Source organism: Citrobacter sp. Cf125 (genome assembly GCF_030333935.1).
GTDB classification, from domain to species: Bacteria; Pseudomonadota; Gammaproteobacteria; order Enterobacterales; family Enterobacteriaceae; genus Citrobacter; species Citrobacter freundii.
Genome location: NZ_JAOWEY010000022.1, coordinates 36,664 through 63,298 on the forward strand (window position 1 = coordinate 36,664; position 26,635 = coordinate 63,298).

At 49.0% G+C, this 26,635-nt stretch carries 28 protein-coding genes; 16 read left to right on the forward strand and 12 right to left on the reverse strand.

The window, feature by feature from the left end; all coding sequences use genetic code 11:
* Positions 1 to 43: 43 nt before the first annotated feature.
* The gene (gene ydeE, locus OGV89_RS04340) at positions 44 to 1,231 is read right to left on the reverse strand and encodes an efflux MFS transporter YdeE (protein ID WP_003843627.1); all 1,188 of its coding nucleotides are present in this window, start codon (positions 1,229 to 1,231) and stop codon (positions 44 to 46) included.
* Between the two features lie 198 nt (positions 1,232 to 1,429).
* Here ydeE and eamA point away from each other — a divergent pair, with 198 nt between their 5' ends.
* On the forward strand, positions 1,430 to 2,329 hold the full coding sequence (gene eamA / locus OGV89_RS04345; RefSeq protein WP_003032420.1) for an O-acetylserine/cysteine exporter: 900 nt from the start codon (positions 1,430 to 1,432) through the stop codon (positions 2,327 to 2,329).
* Positions 2,330 to 2,359: 30 nt separating this feature from the next.
* Here the strand turns inward: eamA and marB are convergent, their stop codons facing one another.
* Genes marB through marR form a run of 3 tightly spaced genes read right to left on the reverse strand, consistent with a single transcriptional unit; the run spans position 2,360 to position 3,445 of the window.
* A complete protein-coding gene (marB, locus tag OGV89_RS04350) occupies positions 2,360 to 2,578 on the reverse strand; it encodes a multiple antibiotic resistance protein MarB (RefSeq protein ID WP_003032422.1) in 219 nt (72 codons plus the stop codon).
* A gap of 30 nt (positions 2,579 to 2,608) precedes the next feature.
* Positions 2,609 to 2,992, reverse strand: a complete 384-nt coding sequence (gene marA / locus OGV89_RS04355) for an MDR efflux pump AcrAB transcriptional activator MarA (RefSeq protein WP_003032424.1) — start codon at positions 2,990 to 2,992, stop codon at positions 2,609 to 2,611.
* A gap of 18 nt (positions 2,993 to 3,010) precedes the next feature.
* On the reverse strand, positions 3,011 to 3,445 hold the full coding sequence (gene marR / locus OGV89_RS04360; protein ID WP_003032426.1) for a multiple antibiotic resistance transcriptional regulator MarR: 435 nt from the start codon (positions 3,443 to 3,445) through the stop codon (positions 3,011 to 3,013).
* A 257-nt stretch (positions 3,446 to 3,702) separates the two neighbouring features.
* Between marR and OGV89_RS04365 the strand changes: the two genes are divergently transcribed.
* Positions 3,703 to 4,368, forward strand: coding sequence for a MarC family NAAT transporter (locus OGV89_RS04365; protein ID WP_003032428.1), 666 nt, complete (start codon positions 3,703 to 3,705; stop codon positions 4,366 to 4,368).
* Between the two features lie 36 nt (positions 4,369 to 4,404).
* Here OGV89_RS04365 and OGV89_RS04370 read toward each other — a convergent pair whose 3' ends face one another.
* Positions 4,405 to 5,601, reverse strand: coding sequence for a sugar transporter (locus tag OGV89_RS04370; protein ID WP_003032430.1), 1,197 nt, complete (start codon positions 5,599 to 5,601; stop codon positions 4,405 to 4,407).
* 222 nt (positions 5,602 to 5,823) lie between these two features.
* Positions 5,824 to 6,699, reverse strand: coding sequence for a putrescine utilization regulator PtrR (gene ptrR / locus OGV89_RS04375; RefSeq protein WP_003032431.1), 876 nt, complete (start codon positions 6,697 to 6,699; stop codon positions 5,824 to 5,826).
* A 103-nt stretch (positions 6,700 to 6,802) separates the two neighbouring features.
* Here ptrR and sad point away from each other — a divergent pair, with 103 nt between their 5' ends.
* The 12 genes from sad to OGV89_RS04435 all read left to right on the forward strand — a co-directional run bounded on the left by sad (position 6,803) and on the right by OGV89_RS04435 (position 20,392).
* Positions 6,803 to 8,191 (forward strand): succinate-semialdehyde dehydrogenase, encoded by a 1,389-nt coding sequence (sad, locus tag OGV89_RS04380; RefSeq protein WP_003836302.1) that lies wholly within the window; start codon positions 6,803 to 6,805, stop codon positions 8,189 to 8,191.
* Between the two features lie 103 nt (positions 8,192 to 8,294).
* The gene (locus OGV89_RS04385) at positions 8,295 to 9,872 is read left to right on the forward strand and encodes a methyl-accepting chemotaxis protein (protein WP_106107360.1); all 1,578 of its coding nucleotides are present in this window, start codon (positions 8,295 to 8,297) and stop codon (positions 9,870 to 9,872) included.
* 62 nt (positions 9,873 to 9,934) lie between these two features.
* Complete coding sequence (gene glsB / locus OGV89_RS04390; protein WP_003032436.1) at positions 9,935 to 10,861, forward strand: glutaminase B; 927 nt, start codon at positions 9,935 to 9,937, stop codon at positions 10,859 to 10,861.
* Positions 10,861 to 11,220, forward strand: coding sequence for a DUF4186 domain-containing protein (locus tag OGV89_RS04395; protein WP_003032437.1), 360 nt, complete (start codon positions 10,861 to 10,863; stop codon positions 11,218 to 11,220). Before glsB ends, OGV89_RS04395 begins: the two co-directional genes overlap by 1 nt.
* An 80-nt stretch (positions 11,221 to 11,300) precedes the next feature.
* On the forward strand, positions 11,301 to 11,828 hold the full coding sequence (locus tag OGV89_RS04400; protein ID WP_003032438.1) for a GNAT family N-acetyltransferase: 528 nt from the start codon (positions 11,301 to 11,303) through the stop codon (positions 11,826 to 11,828).
* 106 nt (positions 11,829 to 11,934) lie between these two features.
* Complete coding sequence (locus OGV89_RS04405) at positions 11,935 to 13,386, forward strand: tagaturonate reductase (RefSeq protein WP_003843637.1); 1,452 nt, start codon at positions 11,935 to 11,937, stop codon at positions 13,384 to 13,386.
* Between the two features lie 598 nt (positions 13,387 to 13,984).
* On the forward strand, positions 13,985 to 14,536 hold the full coding sequence (locus tag OGV89_RS04410; protein WP_286558204.1) for a fimbrial protein: 552 nt from the start codon (positions 13,985 to 13,987) through the stop codon (positions 14,534 to 14,536).
* A 205-nt stretch (positions 14,537 to 14,741) separates the two neighbouring features.
* Entirely contained in the window at positions 14,742 to 15,446 is a 705-nt protein-coding gene (locus tag OGV89_RS04415; RefSeq protein WP_003843641.1) for a fimbrial biogenesis chaperone, read from the forward strand.
* Between the two features lie 15 nt (positions 15,447 to 15,461).
* On the forward strand, positions 15,462 to 17,960 hold the full coding sequence (locus OGV89_RS04420; RefSeq protein WP_061549103.1) for a fimbria/pilus outer membrane usher protein: 2,499 nt from the start codon (positions 15,462 to 15,464) through the stop codon (positions 17,958 to 17,960).
* Between the two features lie 37 nt (positions 17,961 to 17,997).
* Positions 17,998 to 19,080 carry a fimbrial protein gene (locus OGV89_RS04425; protein ID WP_172724432.1) on the forward strand — a complete coding sequence of 361 codons (1,083 nt, stop codon included), beginning with the start codon at positions 17,998 to 18,000 and terminating at the stop codon, positions 19,078 to 19,080.
* A gap of 7 nt (positions 19,081 to 19,087) precedes the next feature.
* Positions 19,088 to 19,810, forward strand: a complete 723-nt coding sequence (locus OGV89_RS04430; protein ID WP_003843645.1) for an EAL domain-containing protein — start codon at positions 19,088 to 19,090, stop codon at positions 19,808 to 19,810.
* Between the two features lie 18 nt (positions 19,811 to 19,828).
* Positions 19,829 to 20,392 (forward strand): helix-turn-helix transcriptional regulator, encoded by a 564-nt coding sequence (locus OGV89_RS04435; protein WP_003843647.1) that lies wholly within the window; start codon positions 19,829 to 19,831, stop codon positions 20,390 to 20,392.
* Positions 20,393 to 20,406: 14 nt separating this feature from the next.
* On the opposite strand, the gene OGV89_RS04440 is transcribed toward OGV89_RS04435, so the two are convergent.
* Positions 20,407 to 21,294 carry an AraC family transcriptional regulator gene (locus OGV89_RS04440; protein WP_003843648.1) on the reverse strand — a complete coding sequence of 296 codons (888 nt, stop codon included), beginning with the start codon at positions 21,292 to 21,294 and terminating at the stop codon, positions 20,407 to 20,409.
* Between the two features lie 322 nt (positions 21,295 to 21,616).
* Between OGV89_RS04440 and OGV89_RS04445 the strand changes: the two genes are divergently transcribed.
* A complete protein-coding gene (locus OGV89_RS04445) occupies positions 21,617 to 22,531 on the forward strand; it encodes a bestrophin family protein (protein ID WP_016150234.1) in 915 nt (304 codons plus the stop codon).
* Here the strand turns inward: OGV89_RS04445 and OGV89_RS04450 are convergent.
* Entirely contained in the window at positions 22,528 to 22,905 is a 378-nt protein-coding gene (locus tag OGV89_RS04450) for a GFA family protein (RefSeq protein WP_003843652.1), read from the reverse strand. The genes OGV89_RS04445 and OGV89_RS04450 overlap by 4 nt on opposite strands.
* Positions 22,906 to 23,036: 131 nt before the next feature.
* Positions 23,037 to 23,795, reverse strand: a complete 759-nt coding sequence (gene tam, locus OGV89_RS04455) for a trans-aconitate 2-methyltransferase (RefSeq protein ID WP_003843653.1) — start codon at positions 23,793 to 23,795, stop codon at positions 23,037 to 23,039.
* Between the two features lie 110 nt (positions 23,796 to 23,905).
* Here tam and OGV89_RS04460 point away from each other — a divergent pair, with 110 nt between their 5' ends.
* Positions 23,906 to 24,439 carry a GNAT family N-acetyltransferase gene (locus OGV89_RS04460; protein ID WP_088169100.1) on the forward strand — a complete coding sequence of 178 codons (534 nt, stop codon included), beginning with the start codon at positions 23,906 to 23,908 and terminating at the stop codon, positions 24,437 to 24,439.
* Between the two features lie 257 nt (positions 24,440 to 24,696).
* On the opposite strand, the gene OGV89_RS04465 is transcribed toward OGV89_RS04460, so the two are convergent.
* From OGV89_RS04465 to OGV89_RS04475, 3 genes are read right to left on the reverse strand one after another with little or no spacing between them, the layout of a single operon-like run.
* The gene (locus OGV89_RS04465; RefSeq protein ID WP_016150237.1) at positions 24,697 to 25,167 is read right to left on the reverse strand and encodes a YqeJ family protein; all 471 of its coding nucleotides are present in this window, start codon (positions 25,165 to 25,167) and stop codon (positions 24,697 to 24,699) included.
* Positions 25,154 to 25,918 carry a winged helix-turn-helix domain-containing protein gene (locus OGV89_RS04470; RefSeq protein WP_016150238.1) on the reverse strand — a complete coding sequence of 255 codons (765 nt, stop codon included), beginning with the start codon at positions 25,916 to 25,918 and terminating at the stop codon, positions 25,154 to 25,156. Before OGV89_RS04470 ends, OGV89_RS04465 begins: the two co-directional genes overlap by 14 nt.
* A gap of 55 nt (positions 25,919 to 25,973) precedes the next feature.
* Positions 25,974 to 26,630: a fimbrial biogenesis chaperone gene (locus tag OGV89_RS04475; RefSeq protein WP_003843659.1), complete on the reverse strand. Its 657-nt coding sequence runs from the start codon at positions 26,628 to 26,630 to the stop codon at positions 25,974 to 25,976.
* Positions 26,631 to 26,635: the final 5 nt, after the last annotated feature.

The window sequence follows — 26,635 nt, forward strand, 5'->3', positions numbered from 1 at the left end:
GGTATGCGACAGAGCGACTGTGGCTCTGTCGCGAACATAATAACTAGCAGACCGCCGTCTGGCCCCAGGGTTTGGCGCGCATGCCTTTTATCATTAGCGCCCAGGCAAGAACGATCGCCACTATCAGCGCCACAAACAGCGACCAGGGTGGCAATGTGGTTAAAATGACGCCGCTGACTAATGGGTTAACCGCTGCGCCAAGCCAGCCTAACGACTGGGCGGAAAAATAGCTGGCTTTCATACCTGCTGGCGCGATGTTGTCGATAAGCATGTATTCACCCGGCGCGTAGATGACTTCGCCGATAGTGAAAAAGGCAGCAGAAATTCCCCATAACAACAGACTGTTGCCGGAGAAAGCGAAACCGACCAGGCCAACGACAAAGAAGACTGTACCCATTGTCATTAACGGGCGGATATTCGTGGCGGTGAGCCTGCGACCAAGTGCGTATTGCAGTGATACTACGATGGCGGCGTTAACGGGCAGGACCACCGCGACGACTTTCTCGGCAAAATCGCCATCGGCGACCACCATAACGTATTGCGAAATACAGGATGCAAAGGCGCCGCCAACGAATGATGCCAAAAATGCTGACAGCGTAAACCAGAATAATGCTCTGTCGCGCAGCAGTACTGAAGGGGACCAAACAGCGGCATTTACACCTTCTGCGGTTGCCGGTGAACGTTTTACCCACGTCTGGATAAACACCAGAGGTAGCGCAGAACAGGCGGCAGCCAGCCAGAACGGCAGGTTAATGCTTTGCATAACCAGCAGCGTGCCCAGCGGCGGACCAACGGTCCAGCCGATGTTCAGCACGGTATAGTTAAGTGAGAAAATTTTCGTTTTGTTGGTCGCAGACAAGTTATCGGCAAACCAGGCTTTCAGCACCGTGGCGAAGACGGAGTAGGCGCAGTTGATCAGGGCAAAGAGCAAAACCACTATCACGACGTTATGCACCAGCGGAATAGCAATAAAGCCGGAGGCAAAGCCGCAGATAGCCAGCAACATATAGCGTTTTTTATCGAACTTGTCGGCCAGAATACCAAAGCCAAGGCTGAAGACGACGCCTATGGTCAGTGCAACCGTCATCGCATAACCGATCAGGTCGACGCTCAGTTGATACTGTCGACTGAGGTAAATCGTCATAAATGGCAGCGTGGCGCCACGACCAATGGTTAATAACAAAGATGACGCGAGTAACGCGAGAGTGGACCTTCTCAGAGAGATATTCATTTTCCTGCCCGACAATGCATGTTGTTATGTTTTTTTTAGATATCAGAAACAAATAGCATGCTAAAAGTGTGATGTACACCCAATAAGTTGTCCGAAAATGCCCTGTGTAGCCTACCTGAATTAATGATCTGTTACGGTACAACGATTTCCGTTACTTTAACTTGTTTACAAAAATTTAATATTTGCAGGGGCGGTGGTATGTCGCGTAAAGACGGGTTATTGGCGTTACTGGTCGTTGTGGTTTGGGGACTGAACTTTGTTGTCATTAAAGTGGGTTTGCACAATATGCCGCCGTTGATGTTGGCAGGGTTACGCTTTTTGTTGGTGGCGTTCCCGGCGATTTTTTTTGTTGCCCGCCCGAAAATTCCGCTTTCGCTTTTACTCGGCTACGGCCTGACAATTAGTTTTGGACAGTTCGCGTTTCTCTTCAGCGCCATCAAATTCGGTATGCCTGCCGGGTTAGCTTCTCTGGTATTACAGGCTCAGGCGTTTTTCACCATCATTCTGGGGGCATTCGCCTTTGGCGAACGTCTGCAGGGTAAACAGCTGGTAGGAATTGCGCTGGCGGTATTTGGTGTGCTGGTACTGATTGAAGCCAGTCTGAACGGTCAGCATGTTGGCATGCTCGGTTTTATGCTGACGCTGGCGGCGGCGCTAAGCTGGGCCTGCGGCAATATTTTTAACAAAAAAATCATGCAGCATACATCGCGTCCGGCCGTTATGTCGTTGGTGGTATGGAGCGCGTTAATCCCCATTGTTCCGTTCTTCCTGGCCTCATTACTTCTCGATGGTCCAGCGCAAATTACCCAAAGTCTGGTGGCGATAGATTTGACGACCATTCTGTCACTGGTGTATCTGGCGTTTGTGGCGACCATTGTGGGTTATGGCATCTGGGGTTCGTTACTCGGACGCTATGAGACCTGGCGGGTAGCGCCGCTATCGCTGTTGGTGCCGGTTGTCGGTCTGGCGAGTGCGGCCGTACTGCTGGACGAAACGCTTAGCGGATTACAGCTACTTGGCGCGCTACTGATCATGGCTGGGCTGTATATCAATGTGTTTGGTTTTCGGTTGCGTAAAATTGCGTCGGTGAGGGGCTAAAAAAAGCCCCGCGGTTGCGGGGCAATATAATTACAGGTTGCGCAGATTGTAATAAGGCACACCTAATTCGTCGGACTTGTCGCTGCCTGCACCCATATGATTAAAATCGAACGGGGACTGATCGTGCGCAGGGGGCATAATCATCGCGTCGCGACTGTTCTGTGTGGCAGGTTGCGCGGTCTGTTCCGCCATGCTCTGACCCGAAACAACAAACAGCAGGGCCAGCATCGCATAAGACAGAAGTTTCATGATTTCCTCGGTTACGTCGTTAACTGGCGATTAGCAATTACATTGATTGAGTGGAAGCAAATAGCGCGATTCGCCATGCATATTCGTCATACGGTATTTGTGCGGCGGAACATCAAAATAATTTTTGAATGTCCGGGTCAGCGTCTGCTGAGACTCAAAACCGTAACGCTCTGCCAGATAAAGAATGGGCTCGTTACTCTCTTTTAATTTTTGCGCTATTTCAGTCATTTTACGGCTGCGAATGTATTGACCCAGTGAATGACCGGTTTCTTTTTTAAACATCCGTTGCAGGTGCCATTTGGAGTAACCTGAACGCTCAGACACTTTTTCCAGCGAGAGCGGCGATTCAAGGTTATTTTCGATCCAGTCCAAAATGCTATGAATAGTGATTGTGTCAGTATTGCGTCTGGACATCGTCATACCTCTTTCTGTTTACGGCAGGATTCTCTTAAGCAAGTGCTCAAGTGTGGCTACTTCATCCGCCGTTAAGTTTTTTGTTAGTTCCTGGTGCAGGTCTTGCCCTACTAATTGATGACACTGCTCGCAAATTGCTGCGCCATGATCGGTGAGTTTCACCAGCACGCCACGCTTATCATGTGGATTCGGAAGCCTTTCTATCCAGCCTTTACAGGCCAGTCTGTCCAGCATCCGCGTCAGGGCGCCAAGGTCGACAGACAGCACTTTTTTCAATTCGACAGGGGTGATGCACACCGCGCAACGGATGGAGCAGAGCACCTTGAACTGCGATGCCGTGATATCCAGCGGTGACAGATAGTCGTTTAGCAAACGATCTTTTTTCTGATTAACCATATAGATCAAACGACCCAGTGGGATGATTTCGTTAAACAGATCACTGGTGTTTTTCACAATGGTTGCCCTGGCAAGTAGTTAGTCACGGCTGATATTATTGCTTAGGCAAATATAAGTCAAACGAATGGATCCGCAAATGCCACGTTTTGCTAAATCATCAGACTAAATACCTGACGAGTGGAATTTTAACGGTTTGATAATTATGGTTTATACGTGCGGATGAAAAATGAATCCTTACATCACGAAAATGGCTTATCTCGCGGATTTCACCGTATACTTGCCGCTGACGATTAACGCACAGGAAAGATGACATTATGATGGACTTGTTTAAAGCAATAGGACTGGGGCTGGTAGTCCTGTTACCGTTGGCAAACCCGTTAACCACCGTGGCGTTGTTCCTTGGCCTAGCCGGCAATATGAACAGCGCAGAGCGTAACCGTCAGTCACTCATGGCATCTGTCTATGTATTTGCCATTATGATGGTGGCGTACTACGCCGGGCAGGTGGTAATGAATACGTTCGGGATTTCGATTCCCGGGTTACGTATTGCGGGTGGGTTAATCGTTGCGTTTATCGGCTTCCGGATGCTGTTTCCGCAGCAGAAGGCGCATGATTCTCCGGAAGCGAGAAGCAAGTCTGAAGAGCTGGAAGACGAACCGACGGCCAATATCGCCTTTGTACCGCTGGCTATGCCAAGCACTGCCGGTCCGGGGACAATTGCGATGATCATCAGCTCCGCGTCAACCGTGCGTCATGGCTCCGAATTTCCGGACTGGGTGATCATGATCGCGCCGCCGATTATTTTTGCGGTTGTCGGGATTATCCTGTGGGGCTGTTTGCGCAGTTCCGGGGGGATCATGCGGCTGGTCGGTAAAGGTGGTATCGAAGCGATTTCTCGTTTGATGGGCTTCCTGCTGGTGTGTATGGGCGTGCAGTTTATTATTAACGGCGTGCTGGAAATTATCAAAACCTACGCTTAAAACACTATGCCCGGTAATATTTACCGGGCATATTTTTTATGAATGCTGAGGCTGTTCTTCCAGTGATACCGGCCATTTACGAAAGATAATCACCGACCATATCAACGCGGCAACGGCAGGCACTGCGCCGACGTAACCAATCGTAGACATCGACCAGTGCAAACTCACCTGATTGCCTACCAGCGCGCCAGCACCAATACCGATATTAAAGATTCCTGAGAACAGCGCCATTGCGACGTCAGTCGCATCCGGAGCAAGCGCCAAAACTTTCACCTGCATACCCAGGCCTATCAGCATGATGGCGACGCCCCAGAAAATACTCAGGATGGCAAGGTGCATTTCGCTGTCAGCGGCGGGAAGTAACAGTACCAGGCATATCGTCAACAGGGCAATGGCACTGCTAATCAGTACGGACGCATGCAGATTACCCAGCTTACCGAAAATGACGCTACCGACAATTCCCGCACCACCCAGAACCAGCAACAGGACTGTAGCAAAGTTTGCGCTCAGGCCCGCGACGGTCTGCACAAACGGTTCGATATAGCTGTAGGCCGTATAGTGCGCGGTGACCACAATCACCGTCAGTAGATACAGACTCATCAATGCCGGGCGATGGAATAACACGGGCAGGCTTTTTAAAGAGCCGGAGTGCTCACTGGGTAGTTTGGGCAGGAGCTTAATCAGGCAAAGCAGGGTAACTAACGCCCCCATACCGATGGCGAAGAAGGTCGTGCGCCAGCCAAAATACTGACCGACGATACGCCCGATGGGCAGCCCCAATACCATCGCCAGCGCAGTGCCAGTGGCAATCAGGCTGAGAGCCTGTGCACGTTTCCCGGCAGGAGCCAGGCGAATTGCCAGCGATGCGGTGATCGACCAGAAAATAGCGTGCGCAAAGGCAATACCAATACGGCTAATTACCAACACGGTAAAATTCCATGCCAGGAAAGAGAGCACATGGCTGGCGATAAACACAACAAACAGACAGATCAGAAGTTTTCGGCGCTCTACCTGACTGGTAAGTAACATGAAGGGGAGCGACATCAGGGCAACAACCCAGGCGTAGATCGTCAGCATGATCCCGACCTGAGCGGTCTGCATATTAAAGCTTTGTGCGATGTCGGAAAGCAAACCGACAGGGACAAACTCTGTGGTATTGAAAATAAAACCGGCAATGGCAAGCGTAACTACCCGTAGCCACGCGACCTTGCGGGAAACAGTGTCTGTTGTCATATCAAATAAGAGGATTAGCTGCGAAAAGGTAAGGCCACGATCTTAAAACGTTTGCTGGCGAAAATACAATCATTTTGTGATGCGGATCTCATTTCATTGGCAGGGCGCTATAATTTGCTGCCGAACATTCCTCATATTTTTAAGTATTTCAATAATAATGAAATTCTGGGGGTATGACTTCACCCGGATATACAGTTATTCATGTTCTTTGAGGATAGCCAGCTACTCCGGGCTTTGTGATAACTGAGGGTTCAACACCTCAATAAACGCTTCCAGTTGCCGCGTCATTGCACCTCTGCGCCAGACCAGCCATGTATTCAGCCAGCGCCAGTTCTCGCTTAGCGGCCAGGCGTTTACCTGATGATGCCCAGGCATGCTCTCCAGCATCGAACGCGGGATCAGTGCGATACCCGCTCCGGCAATGACGCAGGCCAACATACCGTGATATGACTCCATTTCGTGAATGGTGCCGGGCATGGCGCGATCGGCATGAAACCAGCTTTCAAAATGGCGGCGATAGGAACAGTTGGCGCGAAAGGCGTAAATACTGCAACCGTTGACGTCGCTGGCCCGCTGAATGGGGGGATGACCGTTAGGAGTGACAATCATCATCTCTTCACGGTAGACCGGCATTCCTTCAAGGCCTGGATGGGTAATTGGGCCATCGACAAAGGCAGCGTTCAATGTACCGTCGAGCACGCCGTCCAGCATTGTGCCAGAAGGACCTGTCGCTAACGCGAACTGAATTTTGGGGTAACGCTGGTTATATTCAGCCAGCGTGGCGGGGATGCGTACTGCTGCCGTACTTTCAAGCGAGCCGAGAGAGAAGAGTCCTTGCGGCTCATCCCCGGCGACGACCATCCTGGCTTCCTCAACCAGCGCGAGGATCCGCTGGCTGTAGCGCAAAAAGTTGTGCCCGGATGGGGAAAGCCGCAGACGCTGGTTTTCACGAATAAACAGATCAACACCCAGGTCGGCTTCAAGCTGACGTATACGGGTGGTGAGATTAGATGGCACGCGATGAACCTTCGCAGCGGCCTGCGTAATACTGCCAGTTTCCGCGACGGCATTAAACATTTCCAGCTGCGTCAGATCCATAATTTTCTCTATTCGTGAATGGTATGGTTAATATTATTCATTTTTCAGAAAGAGTAAATATGCTCATGATATAACCATACCCTGCGATAAAGAGAGGCACTTAATGACTATCACAGCAGCAACACATGCGATTTCCATTGACCCTACCAGCGGTGAAAGACTGACGGCGACGCCGTGGGCCAGCGTGGAAGAGATTGATCATGCGCTGAACCTTGCAGCGAATGGCTATAGCGAATGGAAACACACTTCCGTTGAGCACCGTGCGCAAACGCTGCGCCATATTGGGCAAGCTCTGCGCCATCGTGCGGAAGAGATGGCGCAGTGTATCTCACGTGAAATGGGTAAACCCATTAAGCAGGCGCGGGCTGAAGTCGCTAAGTCAGCTGCGTTGTGTGACTGGTACGCCGAGCATGGACCGGCGATGCTCAGTCCGGAACCCACGCTGGTGGAGAATAACCAGGCGGTGATTGAGTATCGTCCGGTAGGAACTATTTTGGCGATCATGCCGTGGAACTTCCCACTCTGGCAGGTAATGCGAGGTGCCGTCCCGATTCTGTTGGCCGGAAATGGTTACCTGTTAAAGCATGCGCCTAACGTAACCGGCTGTGCTGCAATTATTGCGCAGGTTTTCGCTGATGCGGGTGTACCGGCAGGGGTTTACGGTTGGGTGAATGCCGATAACGCAGGGGTCAGTCAGATGATCAATGACCCGCGTATCACGGCGGTAACGGTGACGGGTAGTGTTCGTGCTGGTGCGGCGATTGGTGCCCAGGCGGGTGCGGCGCTGAAAAAATGCGTACTTGAACTGGGTGGTTCCGATCCGTTTATTGTTCTTAATGATGCAGACCTCGATCTGGCCGTTAAGGCGGCGGTCGCCGGGCGTTATCAGAATACCGGGCAGGTTTGTGCGGCAGCCAAACGCTTTATTATCGAAGAAGGGATAGCGGCAGAATTTACTTCACGCTTTGTGGCTGCTGCGAGCGCGCTCAAAATGGGCGATCCGCTGAACGAAGAAAACGATCTGGGGCCGATGGCGCGATTTGATCTGCGTGATGAGCTGCACCAGCAGGTTGAAGCCACCCTTGCCGAAGGGGCGCGGTTACTTCTCGGCGGGGAAAAAATTGCGGGTCATGGTAATTACTATGCCGTGACGGTACTGGGCGATGTTACTCCAGAGATGACGGCGTTCCGCCAGGAGCTGTTTGGTCCGGTTGCGGCAATTACTGTGGCGAAGAATGCGGAACATGCCTTAGCGCTGGCGAATGACAGTGATTTCGGCTTATCTGCCACGGTGTTTACTGCGGATGAAGTGCTGGCGCAGAAGATGGCGTCGCGCCTGGAGTGTGGTGGCGTATTCATCAATGGTTACAGTGCCAGCGATGCCCGCGTTGCCTTTGGCGGTGTGAAGAAAAGTGGTTTTGGCCGAGAGCTTTCGCACTTTGGTCTGCATGAGTTTTGTAACGTGCAGACCGTCTGGAAAAACCGCCTTTGATGGTGTAGGTGTCTCCGCTGGAGGCACCTGTCTTATTTCTGCAATTTTTCTGTCATTTACTCTCCGTACACTCGCGTCTAACGCTTTGATACAGAAGAGTAATATGAACATAACGCAAATTTTCCGTCGTCTTATTCCCCGTCAGTTTGGTCTGTTAACCGGCATTTTTTGCATTATTGCGCTGTTCTCTGTTTTGCAGGTCGCGTCCTCCTTAATGCTTTCGGCCTCAGTCAGCGGCGCACAGCATAATGAAGGACGTAATCAACTCGCGCTTATACAGCAGGCGAAGGTTGATGAAGCGCGGGTGGCGTTATTATCTGCCAGCGATTTACTTAACCGTGCGGGAGTTTATTTTATGCAGGATGCCGCCACCGGTTCGGACGGGAGTTGGCATCCGTTAATGGAAGAGGCGTACCGGGCGCTGGCGCAGTCAAAAAGTGCATGGGATGCCTGGCGGGATATGAAACCGCAGCCGGATCCGGATCTAACGGAGAGCTATCAGCGTTTTTATAGCGGTATTCAGGAGCAGGCGGATGGGCTGATGCAGTCAGGTTCCATTGATGCTTTTTTTGCCGTACCCGTGCAGGCCTTTCAGACGGACTTTAACGCTAATTACGCGCGCTTTCAGCAGAACAGTGGGCGACATGCGGAAGCTGGGCGTCAGCAGCTGTTGACCAGTCTTGAGCGTTTACAGAATCTATTTTTGTTTATTCCTCTCGTGCTGGTGGTTATCGCCTTTCTGGTCTGGCGTAGTATGTTCCGTTGGGTGATTATGCCACTGCGACGGCTGATCGATCATATCGATATTTTAGCAGCGGGTGACCTGTCTCGCCCGGCCCCGCAGGTGAGTCAGTTTAATCGGGAAGTGACGCAATTAAGTTCGCGTATTGCTGCAATGCAGCAAGGTCTCTGCGCGCTGGTGCAGCAGGTAAACGACGCCACCACTGCAATGGTAGGAAATATCAACGAACTTGCGCAGAACAATAAACAGCTATATCAGCAGTCGGCGAAACAAAGTGAAGAGTTAAGCAGCGTGACATCGCATATTTCGTTGCTGGAAATGCATGTTGAGGATAACAGTGGCTTTGCTGAACTGGCGAATCAACGCGCTGTGCAGGCGCGAGATGTTGCGGCAGGCGGGGACCGAATGATGGCGACGGTAAATACGTCAATGCAGGCGATTGTGACACGTTCGTCTGAAATGCGAGGTATTACCACGCTTATCGATAATATTGCATTTCAGACAAATATCCTGGCTCTTAACGCGGCAATCGAGGCAGCACATGCCGGGGAGCAAGGGCGCGGGTTTGCCGTGGTTGCGAAAGAAGTTGGGCTGCTGGCGCGAAAAAGCGGTCAGTCTACGCAAAACATTCAGACACTGATTAAACACTCGTTACAGGGCATTGAAGAGGGCTTTCACGCGGTTAACGGGCTGGATAAGAATTTGCAGCAGGTTATCGCACTGGTTGAGAATCTTGGTGCGTTGCTGAACGACATTTCGACTGCAACGTTAAATCAAGGGAACAATATTCACCAGTTGACTCGAAAGCTGCATGTCCTGAACGGCGAAGCCCGGCAAACCAGCGAACTGGTGAATGCTGCATCTGACTCTTCCTTGCAGCTACACCATGAATCCCGCCAGCTTATGCAGGCCGTGGCCAGATTCCGCCTTCCGGCCTGACGCTGCGTATTCAGCTCTGTTATACTCGCAGGCCTTTCATACCTGCGAGCAAGGAGCATGTTGTGGCCAGGGCCATGGACAATTCAATTTTAGAGACCATTGTGCAGCAGGTTCGTCCGCTGATTGGTCAGGGTAAAGTCGCTGATTATATTCCGGCATTAGCCTCTGTCGACGGTTCAAAACTGGGTATTGCTATCTGTACCGTTGATGGACAGCACTATCAGGCGGGAGATGCGCAAGAACGTTTTTCTATTCAGTCGATTTCAAAGGTGCTCAGCCTGGTCGTAGCAATGCGTCACTATCAGGAAGAGGAGATTTGGCAGCGTGTCGGCAAAGATCCTTCTGGCCATCCTTTTAACTCCCTGGTGCAGTTGGAAATGGAGCAGGGTATCCCTCGCAATCCCTTTATTAACGCCGGGGCGCTGGTGGTTTGCGATATGTTGCAAGGGCGTCTAAGCGCACCGCGTCAACGGATGCTGGAAGTGGTACGGGCGTTAAGCGGTGTTTCGGATATCGCTTATGATGCGACGGTCGCGCGATCAGAGTTTGAACACTCGGCGCGTAATGCCGCAATTGCCTGGCTGATGAAATCCTTCGGCAATTTTCACCATGACGTGACCACCGTTTTGCAGAATTACTTTCACTACTGCGCGCTAAAAATGAGCTGTGTGGAGTTGGCGCGAACCTTTGTCTTTTTGGCAAATCAAGGGCATGCCTTTCATCTTGCGGAACCCGTGGTGACGCCGATGCAGGCCAGGCAGATCAATGCGCTAATGGCGACCAGCGGCATGTATCAGAACGCAGGGGAGTTTGCCTGGCGGGTCGGGCTTCCGGCGAAATCTGGTGTGGGTGGCGGCATCGTGGCGATCGTGCCTCACGAGATGGCGATTGCTGTCTGGAGTCCGGAACTGGACCCGGCGGGAAATTCACTGGCCGGTATCGCCGTGCTGGAGCAATTAACACAACAGCTGGGGCGTTCGGTTTACTGATGAATACGCTCGATCCTCTTTTTGCCCGGCTGGCGAAATCAACGTTTCGCTCGCGTTTTCGTCTTGGTCAGAAAGAAAGGCAGTATTGTCTGGATAAAGGGGCGCCGGTTATCGAACAACATGCTGCGGATTTTATTGCTAAACGACTGGCACCTGCGTTTCCCGCCAATGATGGTAAACAGACTCCCATGCGTGGTCACCCGGTATTTATCGCTCAACATGCTACGGCAACGTGCTGTCGAGGGTGTCTGGCGAAATGGCATGATATACCTAAGGGCGTAGCGCTAAACGATGAACAAAAACGTTACGTTGTCACGGTTATTTATCACTGGTTAGTACTTCAGATGAACAAGCCATAGATAACATTATCCTATGATATGACCCCTTGTGTTGTGTAATTGTTAAAAGCAGTATGAAGGGGTCAATCTAAGGAGAAACCATGGCTTCCGGTAAACCCTGCTTTGTGCTGAGCGCGGCACAGATTCTGTCGCGAATCGACGAGCTCAGCGATGTTCTTGAACGGTGCGTCAATGACGGTGCCTCCATCAGTTTTATGCTGCCCTTTAATCGCGAAAAATCAGAGCCTTTCTGGATGAACGTCGCGCAAAGTGTTTCTCGCGGAGAACGGATCGTTCTTGGTACGCAAAACGCGCAGGGGGCGCTTGTCGGTACCGTCCAACTCATTATCGATCAACCTGAAAATCAACCTCATCGTGCTGATGTTGCCAAACTGCTGGTTCACCCCTCAGCGCGACGCGGTGGCCTGGCTCGTGAATTGATGAACGAACTGGAAAGTTGCGCGCGTCAACAAGGTAAAACGCTGCTGGTGCTTGATACGGCGACGGGCAGTGGCGCGGAGTTGTTCTACCACAATTGCGGGTGGAAAAAGGTAGGGGTGATACCTGACTATGCCCAAATGCCCGATGGGACGCTGACCGGGACCACACTTTTCTATAAAACGCTCTAATTTGTCGCCGGGGATTGATCAAAACAGGGTTTCAATGTATTAAAGTTTGCTAACCTATTGGACCAATTCAATTAGGTTGTATGACTAATCATAAAGGGAACCCATTGTGCAAACACTAAATCGTCGCGATTTCCCCGGTGCTCAGTATCCTGAACGCATTATTCAGTTTGGTGAAGGAAACTTCCTGCGCGCCTTTGTAGACTGGCAGGTTGATCTGCTGAACGAACATACCGATCTGAATGCTGGTGTGGTCATTGTTCGTCCTATCGAAAGTACCTTCCCACCATCGCTGAGTACGCAGGATGGCCTCTATACTACTATCATTCGTGGTTTGAATGAGAAGGGCGAGGCTGTCAGCGATGCTCGTCTAATTCGTTCAGTTAACCGTGAAATCAGCGTCTATAGCGAATACGATGAGTTCCTGAAGCTGGCACATAATCCTGATATGCGTTTTGTGTTCTCTAACACCACGGAAGCAGGTATCAGTTACCACGCGGGCGATAAGTTTGACGACGCGCCAGCGGTAAGTTATCCGGCTAAACTGACGCGTCTGCTGTTCGAACGCTTCAGCTATTTTAACGGCGCATTGGATAAAGGCTGGATTATCATCCCTTGCGAACTGATTGATTATAACGGTGATGCGCTGCGTGAACTGGTTCTGCGCTACGCTCAGGAATGGACGCTACCGGAAGCGTTTATTCAGTGGCTGGATCAGGCCAATGCATTTTGCTCTACGCTGGTGGACCGTATTGTTACCGGCTATCCGCGTGATGAGGTAGCTAAGCTCGAAGCTGAACTGGGCTATCATGATGCTTTCCTCGACACGGCAGAACATTTCTATCTGTTTGTCATTCAGGGGCCGAAGTCATTAGCCGCAGAACTACGTCTGGATAAGTATCCGCTGAATGTCCTGATTGTGGATGACATCAAACCGTACAAAGAGCGCAAAGTGGCGATTCTCAACGGTGCTCACACTGCGCTGGTTCCTGTTGCCTGGCAGGCAGGGTTGGACACCGTGGGCGAGGCGATGAATGACGCAGAAATTTGCGCCTTCGTTGAAAAAGCTATTTATGAAGAAATCATTCCGGTACTGGATTTACCGCGCGATGAGCTGGCGTCCTTTGCCAGTGCGGTGACGGGGCGTTTCTGCAACCCGTACATCAAGCATCAGTTGTTGTCGATTGCCCTGAACGGCATGACTAAATTCCGTACCCGCATATTGCCGCAACTGCTGGCCGGGCAACAGGCCAGCGGTCAATTGCCCGCACGTCTGACGTTTGCGCTGGCGGCGTTGATTGCGTTCTACCGCGGGGAGCGTAACGGTGAGTCTTATCCGGTCCAGGATGATGCGCACTGGATTGAACGTTTCCAACAACTGTGGAGCCAACATCGCGATCGCCAGATAAGTACTGAGGCGTTGGTGCGTACTGTACTGGCGGTCAAAGAACATTGGGAGCAAGACCTGACCCAGGTTTCTGGGCTGGTGGAGCAAGTTTCTGCCGATCTGGATGCCATCCTGGCAAAAGGCATGCGTGAAGCCGTGAAACCACTGTGCTAAAAAATGCTTAATATTCATTTATAAGCTTTTTATTTTAGCAGACCGCAAAGGTGTTTAATTCAGGGAGAGGTTACTCTCCCTGAGCCATTTTGTTTTGTAATACAAATTATGTTTTTTCCGTAGTTCACCCGTGCAAACTATACTTTTTTAATTATAAAACTATAGAATTACACCACACACCGTAATAGCATCATGATGAAAGTAGTCCCCATGGGTATTATCACCACCATTATCTCTAACGACATATAAAACTAAGTGCATTTTATCTGTTTCCGCATATAACATTTTTGATTCAACCTGTAAAAAAAGTTATAAATAAAGCTATATAAAAACCATGAAAAAATGAAGGCTTTTAGTGGGTGGGGATTACAAAAATTTCATTAAAAGATACCAATTGAAATTTTTGATGAGATATTTGTCGCGTAAGTTATTATCAGTGAGGAAATCTTAGGAAATAATTATGTTTTAAGTTTTTTTCGTTGATTAAATAGTTGTTGATTTAATTTTGAGCCTGTTGATAATCGATTCAGCTTCTCAGAGAGACTCTGCTCTTTTGAAATGCACAACAACTCGTTATATTTTTATCAGGAACAACATAATGAAAAAAATCGCCGCTATCGTTGCATTCAGCAGCGTATTTGCTGTCTCTGCTGTTCAGGCAGCCGGAAATGGTACTATTAATTTTACCGGTGCGGTAAATAACCAGACCTGTAGTGCTACGATTAATGGCGCAACAGGTAGTACTGCGGCGGCTGTGACGCTGCCAACTGTTCAGGCAAATATTTTAGGTACCGCAGGTAATGTCGCGGGTCAGACATCTTTTAAAATGGATGTCACTGGGTGTGCGTCGACTAACCCAGTAGGCGCTGGCACTGTTAAGGCTTTTTTTGAAAGAGGAGCAAATGTAGACAGTAATGGTCGTCTTGTTAATACCAATACAACAGGTGCGTCCAATGTTGTGCTGGAGCTTGTCGACGGTTCCGGGAATACGCCAATTAAGGCAGGCGACATTGCGCAGAACACGGGTAACTACGTGCCTATTAGTGGTGGTAACGCAACTCTGCCATATGCCGTACGCTATTATGCAACGGGGGCAGCTACTGCTGGTGCGGTTGCGTCTAGCGTAACGTATTCGCTGATCTATAACTGATATCAGAATATTACTTAAGAAAATTTGGTAAAAGTATTTCTCCGAATAGTATAGATAAACATTTTCAAAGTGTTCTATAAACTCCAGTAATTTTCTTACTTCATAACAAGCCGGAGTGGAAGGTTTTATGTCGAACCTTCCTCTCCGGATTTTATAAAAATAAAGAGCATATCGTTAAATATTCTGTTCTAAAGGCAATAATACTATGAAACTGCACCGATTCTTTTCTGCTACAGCGCTTTTACTGGCTACGGGAATACCAGCGACGTATGCCAGTATTCAAATCAATACCACCCGAGTCATTTATCATGCTGCGGAAAAAGATATCAGCGTGCAAATTACGAATCCAGGAAAATATCCGGTATTGCTGCAAAGCTGGACCGATGACGGTAATCCAGAAATTAAACCGGACGCAATGCGCACTCCTTTTGTGCTGACTCCTCCATTGACGCGGGTGAATGCCGACGCAGGACAAACGTTACGCCTGTCATATACCGGGACTGCTTTGCCCGCCGACAGAGAGAGCGTTTATTGGTTAAACGTGCTGGAAATCCCGCCTGTAGGTGTGAAAGGGACAAATCAGGTGCAGGTGGCCTTTCGATCAAGGATCAAGCTGTTTTATCGCCCTGTCACACTTGACGACAAAGGCGCTCGTACGGCAATCGCGCAGCTGCGCTGGCAGGCGCAGGGTAATCATATCATCCTGAGTAATCCGACGGCGTACTACGTTTCTGCCGTGGCTGTAACCGCGACGCACGCAGGCAAAAAAACAACGATCCCCGCCGATATGCTGGCACCGCACGGCAGTCTCGATCTGACGCTTCCCTCTGGTGTAGTGGCGGATGGCCTTACCGTGGAAGCGATTAACGATTACGGCTCATCGGTTACAGAACCTGTAAACCGGTTGTAATAGCAGGGGATACTCATGCGTAAAACTTATCTTGCTGAAATGCTGTCGGCAGGGCAGCCCGTTGCCTGGATATATGCGTCATTACTGATCATACCTGTTATGGCAACGGCAGCGCCAGACGATGACGTTGAGTTCAACACCACATTTCTTGACAGCGCGTATACAGCGGGTATCGACTTGCAGCAGTTCAGGCAAGGAAACAGCTTGCCGGCGGGAGAGTATTTAGCGGATATCTGGCTAAATGATGAGTTGGTGGCAACGCAGAAAATGACATTCAATAAAACGTCTCAAGGAACGGTTGCTGCCTGTATGACTCCTGAGTTGCTGGCTCACCTGAATATTATGCCGTCCGCATTGCACGACATGGATAAGCTGACCCGCGGCAACTGCGTGCCCGTAGAGCAGGTGATTCCATCAGCAAAACTCACATGGAATAACAGCGAGCAAAAGCTGGTTATTGCCGTACCCCAGCAGGATCTCGCGAAAACGGCGCGCGGTACCGTGCCGCCATCGCTCTGGCAGGATGGCAGTCTGGCGGCATTTATAGGTTACAACGCCAGTGCCTATCAATCATCATCTGGCGGTGAAACGTTTAACTCTCAGTATTTGAGTCTGAACAGCGGACTTAACGTTGGAGGCTGGTATCTGCGACATAACGGGAGTCTGACCAATCAGACCGGAAGCGGCAATCGTTATCAAAGCATTAATACTTACCTCCAGCATGATGTCAGCTCTGTTCGCGGTCGTTTCCTGGTGGGTGAAGCTAATACCTCAGGACGTCTTTTTGATTCGTTGTCATATACCGGCGTCTCGCTATTCAGCGATGATCAAATGTTGCCTGAATCACAGCGCGGTTATGCACCTGAAATCCGCGGGATCGCCCGCAGCCATGCGCGCGTCACCGTACGGCAGAGCGGGAATGTGATTTATGAAACTACCGTTCCGGCAGGGGCTTTTGTTATTAACGATCTTTATCCTACCGGTTATGGTGGCGACCTCAGCGTGACCGTACGCGAAGCGGATGGTAGTGAAAGCACATTCCTTGTGCCTTACGCCTCGGTAGCAGATTTGTTGCGTCCTGGCGCATCGCGTTATGAAGCGGTGGCAGGGAAATACCGTCAGTCGAATGGGCGTGACGGTCAACCTTTTTATCAGGCGACCTGGCAGCAGGGTATTACTAACTTCTTGACGTTGTATGGTGGAACCCAATTTAGCGATGGCTATCAGGCGTATCAGGCCGGCAGCGCGGTATCGACCCCGCTGGGTGCCGTGGCGCTGGATGTGACCCAGGCTATGACCTCCACGAGCAGAGACAAACTGAGCGGGCAAAGTTATCGCATTACCTACAACAAACTCATTTCTGACACGCAGAGCAATATTGCGCTGGCCGCATATCGTTTCTCCACGCGTGATTATCTGGATTTTGCTCAGGCCATGGAGTACCAGAACTTGCAGAAAGGGGATGCGATTTATGCCGGGTTACTGTACCGGACCAAAAACCGATACAGCCTGACGTTAAGTCAGGGGTTGGCGGAAGGTTGGGGGACATTCTCTGCCACCGGGCTTTCGCAGAATTACTGGAATCGCAATGGGAACGACATGCAATACCAGTTTGGTTACTCAAACCGCTGGAAACGATTGAGTTATACCCTGACCGCTACGCGTAACCGTGCCCCAGAGGGAAACATGGAAACCAGTTGGCTGGTTTCCTTCAGTTTGCCGTTGGGTGAGGAGCGCCCTGTCACGTTTAGTAGTTCGGTTTCCCATGATAACGGTGGCTTGGCTGAGCAAGTTGCGCTGGCCGGAACTGGCGGAGATAAGCAGCAGATGAGCTGGGGCGTTTCGGGAACCCACAGTGAACAAAGTGGCAGTACCGGTAGCGTGAGCGGTCAGTACCTTTCACCATGGACATCCGTCAATGCGTCTGTAGGTGTAGGTCGGGATAACCATACCTTGTCTGGTGGGCTGTCAGGTTCGATGGTGGCGCATCCACACGGAGTAACCTTTACGCCTTATACCAGTGACACCTGGGTGGTAGTGAATGCCCCAGGTGCTGCAGGTGCGGAAGTACTGAGTTATCCGGGATTAAAATTGGACCGCTGGGGCAATGCCGTCATGCCTGCCTCAATGCCATATCAGCGAAATTCGGTCAGCCTCGATCCGAAAAATCTGTCTCACCAGGTTGAACTCGAAAATACCACTCAAAATGTGGTGCCGCGCTCAGGTGCGGTAGTGGTGGCGGAATTTGCCACGCATCAAGGCTATGCCCTACTGCTGACGCCAGCGCAACCAGAAGTAAGTTTATCCTTCGGCGCGACGGTAACGGATAGTCAGGGAAATACCGTCGGCATGGTAGGGCAAGGTGGAATGGTCTACGCCCGGGTAAATACAAAAACAGGCCAGCTGTTTGCCACCCATGATCTAACAGGCAAAGCCAGTACCTGCATTATGCCGTTCAGCGTGACGGATGAAGCGAAAGCGATGCAGCAGATAACCTATTCGTGCGGACGCTAAGGCAACAGCCGCTTTGATTTACGATCTTGGAGAATACATGATCAGTTTGATTCGTTCCAAAATACATCTGCGGATAGTTCAGTTGCTCGTTGCGACGAGCGGGCTGTTATTTGCTGGCCATAGTCTTGCCGTCTGTTCGACTGGAAATCAGCAGTATACCGTTCAGGTTCCACTCCAGGCTGCAACGTTTAGTGCCGGAGAGGATTTTCCAGTAGGGAGTAATATCCGCGTACAGCAGGTTCGTGGCTATACGGCTGTTCCTGTGACTTGTACTAATTCTGGCGCCTATTCGCGCATGAGTCTTTCAGGAGGCACGCTATACCCCGGTCAAAGCAACATCTATCAGACGGGGATTAATGGATTAGGGGTGCGTTTTCGTAACCCTTACGAGAATAAATATTATCCGTTTAATACTACCTGGATGGGTACTTACAGTCCTGATGGCTGGTTAGTGTTCACTATTGAGCTGGTCAAAATGGGGCCAATTACTGCCGGAACAGTGAATAGCGCACTTTTTCCGCAAGTGAGAATTGATGCGATAGATGCCGATAATAATCCGACTCGAGTGGCATGGCATACAATTACCGGCGGTTTTACGCTGCAAACGCCAACGTGTACGACGCCCAACTTTAATTGGGATCTGGGAACGACTAACACCACGCTCTTACGAAATCAGGGCGACGCCAGTGTGTGGGTGGATACGCCAGTGACTTTGACCGGGTGTTCTACATTCCTGGGTAATAACAGTAATGGAAGCTATACCCAGTACAATATTCAAGCCGGCTTTAATTCAGGGAGTGTGTCTCAGTCTGGCAGTATTGCGCCCAACAAACTTACCATGACGCTGACGCCGAATACCTCCGCTATTGATTCCGTAAATGGAATTGTCGCTCTGGATAATACGGCCACCGCATCAGGATTTGGCGTACAGCTCGCCTCGAAACAATCAGGAACGTACGTTGCGCAGAATCTCGCGGGCAGTATGGTTGTCACGCCGACGGTTGGAGACAGCAGTGGTTCAGTCCGTTTTCCGTTGGGGGCGCGTATCATCCGAACCAGCGATTCGGTGCAGGGCGGGTCGATCAAAACTAGCCTGACTTACACTATTAATTACCAGTAATCGCAGCATGATAAACAGCTATAAGCAACGTTATGTTTGTGAGCCGGTTTATACCATGGCGGGGCGTCTGGTTGCCATGGAAGTGCTGACATCGTTTACGACACCTGAAGGGAATGCGGTCTCATACAACGATGTGACCGATATTCTTACGCCGGAGTATAAATGGCTAAATTTTGTGCGCCAACTGTACGGTGTTAGCTGCTGGCAAAATTGGTTGGTTCGCCACCACATCGTTATCTCACTGAATGTGGATGCTGATACGGCTGTTTGGCTTCTTCGTGACAAGGCCGTACTTTCTATGATCGCTAAAATGCCGTTTATTCGTCTTGAGGTACATGAGCATTTCCCCACCTCAGACAAAGAAAAACGGGGATTACTGCATCATTTACGACCCCATGCCTCAATGTGGCTGGATGATGTTGGCTCCGGAAGCCATAACAATTTTGGTTTGCTGATCAGGGGATATTTTAGTGGGGCGAAGATTGATAAGTCTTTTTTCTGGCAACACCATGTCAGCGATAAGGCGTGGCTGGGAAAGGTTATCCGCGATCTGACTCGTTTTGCAGGAAATGTCATCGTGGAGGGAGTAGAACACACCGGCCACACAATGGCTCTGATGACGACCCCGCATTGCTGGCTTCAGGGGCATCTGTTTCAGCGTACCGATATTGATCGCATTCCAGAAGTTCCATTATGGATTAACTCCGTCTTAACCGCGCCATCAGGCTGATTTTCACAGGATAAAAAGGTGTATCTCGTCATTACTCAGGATCGTTTTTTATTTTATTCAATTTCCTGTATTTTGGGGCCGGATATGACAGAGCATATCCGTTGTGTAGAAGATATTTGTCTGCAACGTCATCGGCATGCTCATGTGATATTAGATACTTTTAAAAATAATGTCATTTATACGCCACTGGCCGAGCGGATTGCGCTGATTGAACCTGAACGCATGTATATTATGTCACCTTTTGGGATTAAAAAATGCTTTCCTGGAATGAAGGTGAGGTTTATCCCACGAGCAATTCAGGTACAAGATTTAAGAGAATTGGTTATTCATGGTAGGTTCTATGAATGGCAACCTAAAATATATTTAACCAGAAGACAACATCATATCATAACAATGACATTATTGCATAAGAGTCAGCGTGTGATTACGGATGACTTGAATATTTCCATAAAAACGCTCTTTAGCCACAAGTATAATATTATGTTATTGCTCAACCTTAAAAAGTTTAGTGGGTTATTGAGCCATCCGTTTTCTCTATACCTGCGTTATGAACAGCATGATATGCACGGTATGGCAGAGTAGTTTTGCATTGATAACTAACGTGCTTTCCAAAAATCAGCGGGTGTGCTCGACGTGATTTTTCGAAAGGCTTTATTAAATCCGGATAATGACTCATAGCCCACGCGTGATGTTACTTCTTCAACTTTGTAGCCTCTGCGCAATAAGTTGATGGCGATGTTAATACGCAGTCGGGTTACCAGCTCATTAGGAGTATAACCGCATATATCATCTATCTTTCTGATAAAGGTTGAGCGACTCATATTTACTTTACCGGCCATCATATCAATTGACCAGTCGAGTGTAGGGTTATGCATAATCTGCAATAAAAGATCAGAGAAGGGGGCGTGTTGTGAAATATCCAACAGTTTTATATCGACAAGATGTTCATCAACAATTTGCTCAACAATGTAAACCAATAAAAGATCGGTGAGTCGTGCGAGAGCCAGTTCGCACCCTGACTGTGAGACTGAACACTCCAGCTGTAAAATAGCAACTAGTTGGCTTATTTTCTGGCTGGATGTATCATCTTTTTTGATTATCATGAATTCCGGCAGTAGAGCAAAAAGAATTTCACCCTGTATGGTTTTTGGGTGCAAAAAACCGCACAGAAGGGCGGTATCGCCATCTTTAGGTTCACTGATGGAATACATCGATTTTTTTGGAATATTCTCGGCATTCGCCTCGGGAGAAGAGACCAAATAAAATGGCATATTAAAGAAAAAGAATACAATATCACCTTCGGACAGGTTTACGACAGTGTTACGATCGGTGAAGCGAAGCCAGCATTGCCCTTCCAGCACCAAATGAAAACTGGGCATACCGGTTGGGTATGTTGAGGCTTTCCAGTCGTCGCAGTACCTACCGAGATGAAAAACGGAGGTAGCAACATGCGTCTGATTCGCGAGCCATTCTTTAATGTACATAATTTATTCTCTGATTTTTATGTAATTTATATCCCAATGAATGACTGTAATGACCACTAATAAACTGAAGATACAATACCCGTCCGGTCATTCAATATAAAGTTAGCATACGTTATCTGTTTCTAATGTGAGGTATTTTCCGAATGGTAATGATAAATCTTATTTAGTTACAACATACAATAAGCACTTTCAAAAAACACCGTTCCGTAACTACGGAGTTGACTAAGTTTTTAGCAGGGAAGAAGCTGGTGTGGTCAGAAGCTTGCAACATTGATCGCAATCAAGTTTAATGCGTTGGCTCCCAACCATTTCTAAGATAACCATGATCGTTAGACCTCAACAACACTGGATACGCCTGATATTTGTCTGGCATGGCTCCGTATTATCAAAAATCTTTACCCGGCTGCTTCTTAATTTCCTTCTTTCTATTGTGGTTATTATCATCCTGCCATGGTATACGATGCTGGGTATCAAATTTACCCTGGCACCGTTCAGCATTCTCGGCGTGGCGATAGCTATTTTTCTGGGGTTTCGCAATAACGCCTGCTATTCACGTTACGTTGAGGCCCGACACCTGTGGGGGCAGTTGATGATAACTTCCCGCTCATTACTGCGAGAGGTTAAAACCACCTTACCGGACGACGCTGATCTGAGGTATTTTGTTCATCTGCAGATCGCATTTGCCCACTGTTTACGCATGACTTTACGCCGACAGCCTCAGGCAGAGCCGTTAGCGAAATACCTGAGCGAGAAAGATATGCAGACGGTATTTGCCTCACAATCACCGGCAAACCGCATCTTGTTGCTGATGGGCGAGTGGTTGGCCGTACGCAGACGTAATGGTCAACTGTCTGACATATTATTTCACAGTTTAAACAATAGGTTAAATGATATGTCTGCAGTACTGGCCGGTTGTGAGCGGATTGCTAATACCCCGGTGCCGTTTGCTTATACCTTGATCCTTCATCGTACTGTGTACCTGTTTTGTATCATGTTGCCATTTGCATTGGTGGTCGATCTGCACTACATGACACCGTTTATTTCAGTGCTTATTTCCTATACTTTTATTTCGCTCGACACGCTTGCAGAAGAGCTTGAAGATCCGTTTGGCACTGAGAACAACGATCTGCCGCTGGATGCGATTTGCAATGCAATCGAAATCGATTTGCTGCAAATGAATGATGAAACAAATGTGCCAGCAAAGCATATGCCGGATAAGCACTATCAACTCACTTAGCGACGTTCGTTTTGCCACCACGCGGGCTGCATATCGGAAAACGAATGAAACTCCGGTGCAAGGTCTTCATCGTTAGGATTGTCAAAAGCACCGGCTAAAAGCGCAATGACCGGGGCGTCATCGATGGCGCCCACGGAACTGCCGCACTGAGGGCAAAAGGCCCGACTGGTCGTTTCTGATGAGCGCCAGGTTTTCGGTTTTCCGGCTTTTCCCGTCCATTCTACATTTTCTGCATCAAACTCAATCCAGACGACGGTAGGGGCGCCCGTATGTTTCCGGCATATATCGCAGGAGCAGGTATGGGAATTATTAGGACTGCTGGCAGTGAAACGGATCGAGCCACACAGACACCCACCAATGTAGACTTTAGACATAACAACCCCCGTCAGAAACATATTGCAAGACACTAGCAGAAGCCAGACATAGCCACTAGATCCTTATGATAAAAAGGCGAGGGTACGCATGGCTGATAGTTTATTCCTGTGATCTGCCAGATGATAAACGCTTAACTATTGCGTCTGGCAACAATAAACAATCGTGGAAATGCCAGTAAAATTTTGCCGTTCTCCTGCAACGGATATTGTTCCTGGAGCAGTTCATGGTAGCGCGCCAGGTAATGACGTTGCTCGCTTTCGCTCAAATCCTGCAACCAGGGGCGCAGGCCCGTTGAGCTTACCCAGTCGATAATTGCCTGATGCGAATCCATAATGTGATAATACGTTGTACGCCAGATATCTACATCACAACCCGCTTCGGTCAAAATATCATAGTAGGCGTGAACGCCAGGAAGCGGAGCACGGCCACGGTCTGGGTAATCTTGTTCATAAGCCACTTCGCGCATCAATACATGCGTTGGCTCCAGCCAGTTATCTGGCATTTGCACGGCCAGAACGCCATTGTGACTCAGTTGTGAGACCAGGTGCGGGAATAATTCATAGTGATCGGGTACCCACTGTAACGACGCATTTGCATAAAGCAGATCCACGGGATGCTCGGGGTGAAACAGGCTAATATCCGCTTCGATAAAATGACAGTCAGGTAACGTGTTGCGCGCTTCATTCAGCATAGCAGGAGAGGAATCGACTCCTGTTGTCTTTGCCGTGGGCCAGCGCTGATGCAGCAATGCCGTACTGTTTCCAGGGCCACAACCAAGATCAACAACTGAGCGGACATTTTCTAACGCCACACGGCTGAGTAATTCCGCTGCGGGTCTTGAACGTTCAGTTTCATATTGCAGATAAAGCGAAGGGTTCCAGTCGGCCATGTATGAATCTCCAGTATAAGAAGAAAAGGCGGAAAGGGGGTTCATTAGTCCTTGCCGATGAGCAGCTTCTTTTAGAAGATTATATGAAAATGAATGATAAGGGCAGATTTATGCTGGAAACATCGAGACTGATTCTCCGTCAGTGGGAAGCGAAAGACAGAGCGCCATTCGCCGCGTTAAATACCGATTCCGATGTGATGCGTTTTTTTCCGGCTCCATTGCTACGGACGGAAAGCGACAATCTTGCCGCAAGACTCCAGGAAGGCATTACAGAGCGCGGCTGGGGATTTTGGGCCGTTGAACTACAAGAAACACACCAGTTTGTGGGCTGCGTAGGTTTACATCCACAACCTGATAAGTTTCATTTTTCACCCTGTACTGAAATAGGCTGGCGTCTTGCGAAATCATTCTGGCATCAGGGGTTAGCATTGGAAGCTGCCGAAGCCTGCCTGACTTTTGCTTTCGAGGAACTGGCGTTAACTGAGGTGGTTTCTTTTACTTCGGTGCTGAACAAACCGTCTGAGAACCTGATGATACGCCTTGGCATGAGTAAAGCAGAAGAGTTTGTGCATCCCGCGTTGCCGCCAGATCATCGATTAGCACAACATGTCCTGTATCGTCTGATACGCAGCAGCGCCGTTTAACACTATGTTTCAGCTGCACAAGGACGACCAAAAAAACTCAGGTTCTTTCTTACTCCATCTTAGTGCGCATAATGTATATTATGTTAAATTGAATTTGAACTGTATTAGGCTTCTAACCCCATGGACCCGTTCAGTCTCACCCCTTCTGCTTTCTCTGTCGATGAAGGTCTGAGCAACAAAGTTCGCTCCTGCAGTTGAAATGCTTTGAGCACAAGCACTCTGGATGCAAACGCTATACAGAGTGCAATCTCAACGGTTTAACGCTGACAAAACACCGACGGCGAACGGCTGGTATAGAACTGCCATGTACTGCTATTAAGTCGCAATATGCTGAAATAAAATGGTTCTTTGGGTTTAAGGAAAAAATCTGGCAACGTTCTCGCTAACAATGGATGAATGTTAGTGCCACCGGAACTTGAAGCGACATTTCCGGATTCCATAAAGTAATCATCATCCTTGCGGGTAAAGGTAAACCAGACATTTTGATTTACCGCCAGCTTTTCACCGTTATTATCAGTGATTTTTCCGCGTAAAATAGCCACCCCATTGCTGCCATTAAAAACGTATCTGACTGAAATATCACCACGAATATCTGGATACTCCATTACTAATTCTCCGGAGCAATCAAAATGTGACCGCTGCCAGTTTTGTAACGTCATCGTGACTGCAATTGTTAACGCTACTGCTAAGATGATGCCAACACACCATTTTATATTACGTCCCCACATGTCTGGACTCCGCGAAATAATAATGGGTCACACAATCATTATCCTGCCAGCGGCTAAATTGCTTTCGACAAGTTAATGCGGAGATCCGCGGGAAATTAGGATACAGCGTGAGATAAACCCAGGGATAACTTTGACAATCCAGCGTATTTGTTTTGATAAACTGCTGGTGCTGATCAAATTTAAGCACATCCTGATTGACGTACCAGTGGCATCCCTCCCCTACGCCTAAAGACACATAGCGACTGAGTTTGGGATCAAACTGTGCCTCCCAGGTCACTATTGCGGCTATAACGCAACACACAACACCCGCCAGAATCCAGCACAGTGAGCGCATACGCAGTGATTTTGTCACTGTATTTACCGGCGTTACCGATGGCGTGACAGAGAGATCGCTAAGCGGTTCTTCAATCTTCTGTTCCAGCACTTCCAGTTGTGGCTCCAGGCGGATCCCGACTTTCGGTACGGTTACGATAAGTTCTTCATTCAGGCCAAGTTCTTTAAACGCGCGACGCAGCAAGGAAATATTCTGATAGAACGTATTATTGGTGACCTGCGCACCGTTAATATACCAGACATGCTCAAAGAAATAATCACGTTCAATAACCTGCCCCTGTTGTTGAATTAATAATAGTAAACAACGGGTTGCCGGATTGCTTAATGTTATACGTTTGGTCTCATCTGATTTCGCGTAGAGTACGTTCCGCTCTGGCCAGAATACAACGGTACTGTTAAGCAAAAACACGTGTGCCATTATGTTCCCTGAATATGGATTTTTGTCAATTTAGCTAGAGCGAACACTGCCAGCGTTAATTTACGACAGTTGAAAATCCCCAACGATTTCCTTCATCGTTAATCACAGTAAAGTTTATCTTATTATTCAGCATTTCAGGAGGTGCTGACTTAAAAATTACCTGCCGGGAACGCGGTGAAACCACTATTCCAGTTATGGAATAGTCTCCTGAATCTACATTAGCCAGAGATATGTTCCAGGAACTCTGATTAACAGCGTAAATCCCCCCGTTTTCATGGTGAAAACTCAGAAGATTGATGCTTTTTTCAGTCAACACGCCTATGTTTTTCGGTCTCCATAGGACTTTTAGCTGATTTCTTAACGTTAAGCGCACTTTTTCACCAGTTGGGCTATTTTTCAACTCCGCTGGAACCTGGTACACGTTGAGCCAGAATAACGACTCATAATCGTTGGCAAGCCCCGCCCCAGTCGTCATCACCTTTATCTCGCGTTGTTCACCGGGGAGAATTTTTAGCACCGGGGGAAGCACGATAAAAGGCGAACTGGCCTGAGATGGCCCTTTCTCTGGCGTGCCGTCATCTACCCAACTTTGAACCACCACGGGATAATTACCGTCGTTGACTAACATCACCGAGCGTTGAGTCTCTCCGTGGTTGAAGATGACCCGAGTAGTACTGATGTTAACCGCTGCTTGCACGCCAAATGCCAACATCCAGA

Excerpts from the sequence above, each read along its gene's own strand:
- ydeE (WP_003843627.1), bottom strand. The coding sequence starts at position 1,231 with ATGAATATCTCTCTGAGAAGGTCCACTCTCGCGTTACTCGCGTCATCT.
- eamA (WP_003032420.1), top strand. The coding sequence starts at position 1,430 with ATGTCGCGTAAAGACGGGTTATTGGCGTTACTGGTCGTTGTGGTTTGG.
- marB (WP_003032422.1), bottom strand. The coding sequence starts at position 2,578 with ATGAAACTTCTGTCTTATGCGATGCTGGCCCTGCTGTTTGTTGTTTCG.
- marA (WP_003032424.1), bottom strand. The coding sequence starts at position 2,992 with ATGTCCAGACGCAATACTGACACAATCACTATTCATAGCATTTTGGAC.
- OGV89_RS04365 (WP_003032428.1), top strand. The coding sequence starts at position 3,703 with ATGATGGACTTGTTTAAAGCAATAGGACTGGGGCTGGTAGTCCTGTTA.
- OGV89_RS04370 (WP_003032430.1), bottom strand. The coding sequence starts at position 5,601 with ATGACAACAGACACTGTTTCCCGCAAGGTCGCGTGGCTACGGGTAGTT.
- ptrR (WP_003032431.1), bottom strand. The coding sequence starts at position 6,699 with ATGGATCTGACGCAGCTGGAAATGTTTAATGCCGTCGCGGAAACTGGC.
- sad (WP_003836302.1), top strand. The coding sequence starts at position 6,803 with ATGACTATCACAGCAGCAACACATGCGATTTCCATTGACCCTACCAGC.
- OGV89_RS04385 (WP_106107360.1), top strand. The coding sequence starts at position 8,295 with ATGAACATAACGCAAATTTTCCGTCGTCTTATTCCCCGTCAGTTTGGT.
- OGV89_RS04395 (WP_003032437.1), top strand. The coding sequence starts at position 10,861 with ATGAATACGCTCGATCCTCTTTTTGCCCGGCTGGCGAAATCAACGTTT.
- OGV89_RS04400 (WP_003032438.1), top strand. The coding sequence starts at position 11,301 with ATGGCTTCCGGTAAACCCTGCTTTGTGCTGAGCGCGGCACAGATTCTG.
- OGV89_RS04410 (WP_286558204.1), top strand. The coding sequence starts at position 13,985 with ATGAAAAAAATCGCCGCTATCGTTGCATTCAGCAGCGTATTTGCTGTC.
- OGV89_RS04415 (WP_003843641.1), top strand. The coding sequence starts at position 14,742 with ATGAAACTGCACCGATTCTTTTCTGCTACAGCGCTTTTACTGGCTACG.
- OGV89_RS04420 (WP_061549103.1), top strand. The coding sequence starts at position 15,462 with ATGCGTAAAACTTATCTTGCTGAAATGCTGTCGGCAGGGCAGCCCGTT.
- OGV89_RS04425 (WP_172724432.1), top strand. The coding sequence starts at position 17,998 with ATGATCAGTTTGATTCGTTCCAAAATACATCTGCGGATAGTTCAGTTG.
- OGV89_RS04430 (WP_003843645.1), top strand. The coding sequence starts at position 19,088 with ATGATAAACAGCTATAAGCAACGTTATGTTTGTGAGCCGGTTTATACC.
- OGV89_RS04440 (WP_003843648.1), bottom strand. The coding sequence starts at position 21,294 with ATGTACATTAAAGAATGGCTCGCGAATCAGACGCATGTTGCTACCTCC.
- OGV89_RS04445 (WP_016150234.1), top strand. The coding sequence starts at position 21,617 with ATGATCGTTAGACCTCAACAACACTGGATACGCCTGATATTTGTCTGG.
- OGV89_RS04450 (WP_003843652.1), bottom strand. The coding sequence starts at position 22,905 with ATGTCTAAAGTCTACATTGGTGGGTGTCTGTGTGGCTCGATCCGTTTC.
- tam (WP_003843653.1), bottom strand. The coding sequence starts at position 23,795 with ATGGCCGACTGGAACCCTTCGCTTTATCTGCAATATGAAACTGAACGT.
- OGV89_RS04460 (WP_088169100.1), top strand. The coding sequence starts at position 23,906 with ATGCTGGAAACATCGAGACTGATTCTCCGTCAGTGGGAAGCGAAAGAC.
- OGV89_RS04465 (WP_016150237.1), bottom strand. The coding sequence starts at position 25,167 with ATGTGGGGACGTAATATAAAATGGTGTGTTGGCATCATCTTAGCAGTA.
- OGV89_RS04470 (WP_016150238.1), bottom strand. The coding sequence starts at position 25,918 with ATGGCACACGTGTTTTTGCTTAACAGTACCGTTGTATTCTGGCCAGAG.
- OGV89_RS04475 (WP_003843659.1), bottom strand. The coding sequence starts at position 26,630 with ATGTTGGCATTTGGCGTGCAAGCAGCGGTTAACATCAGTACTACTCGG.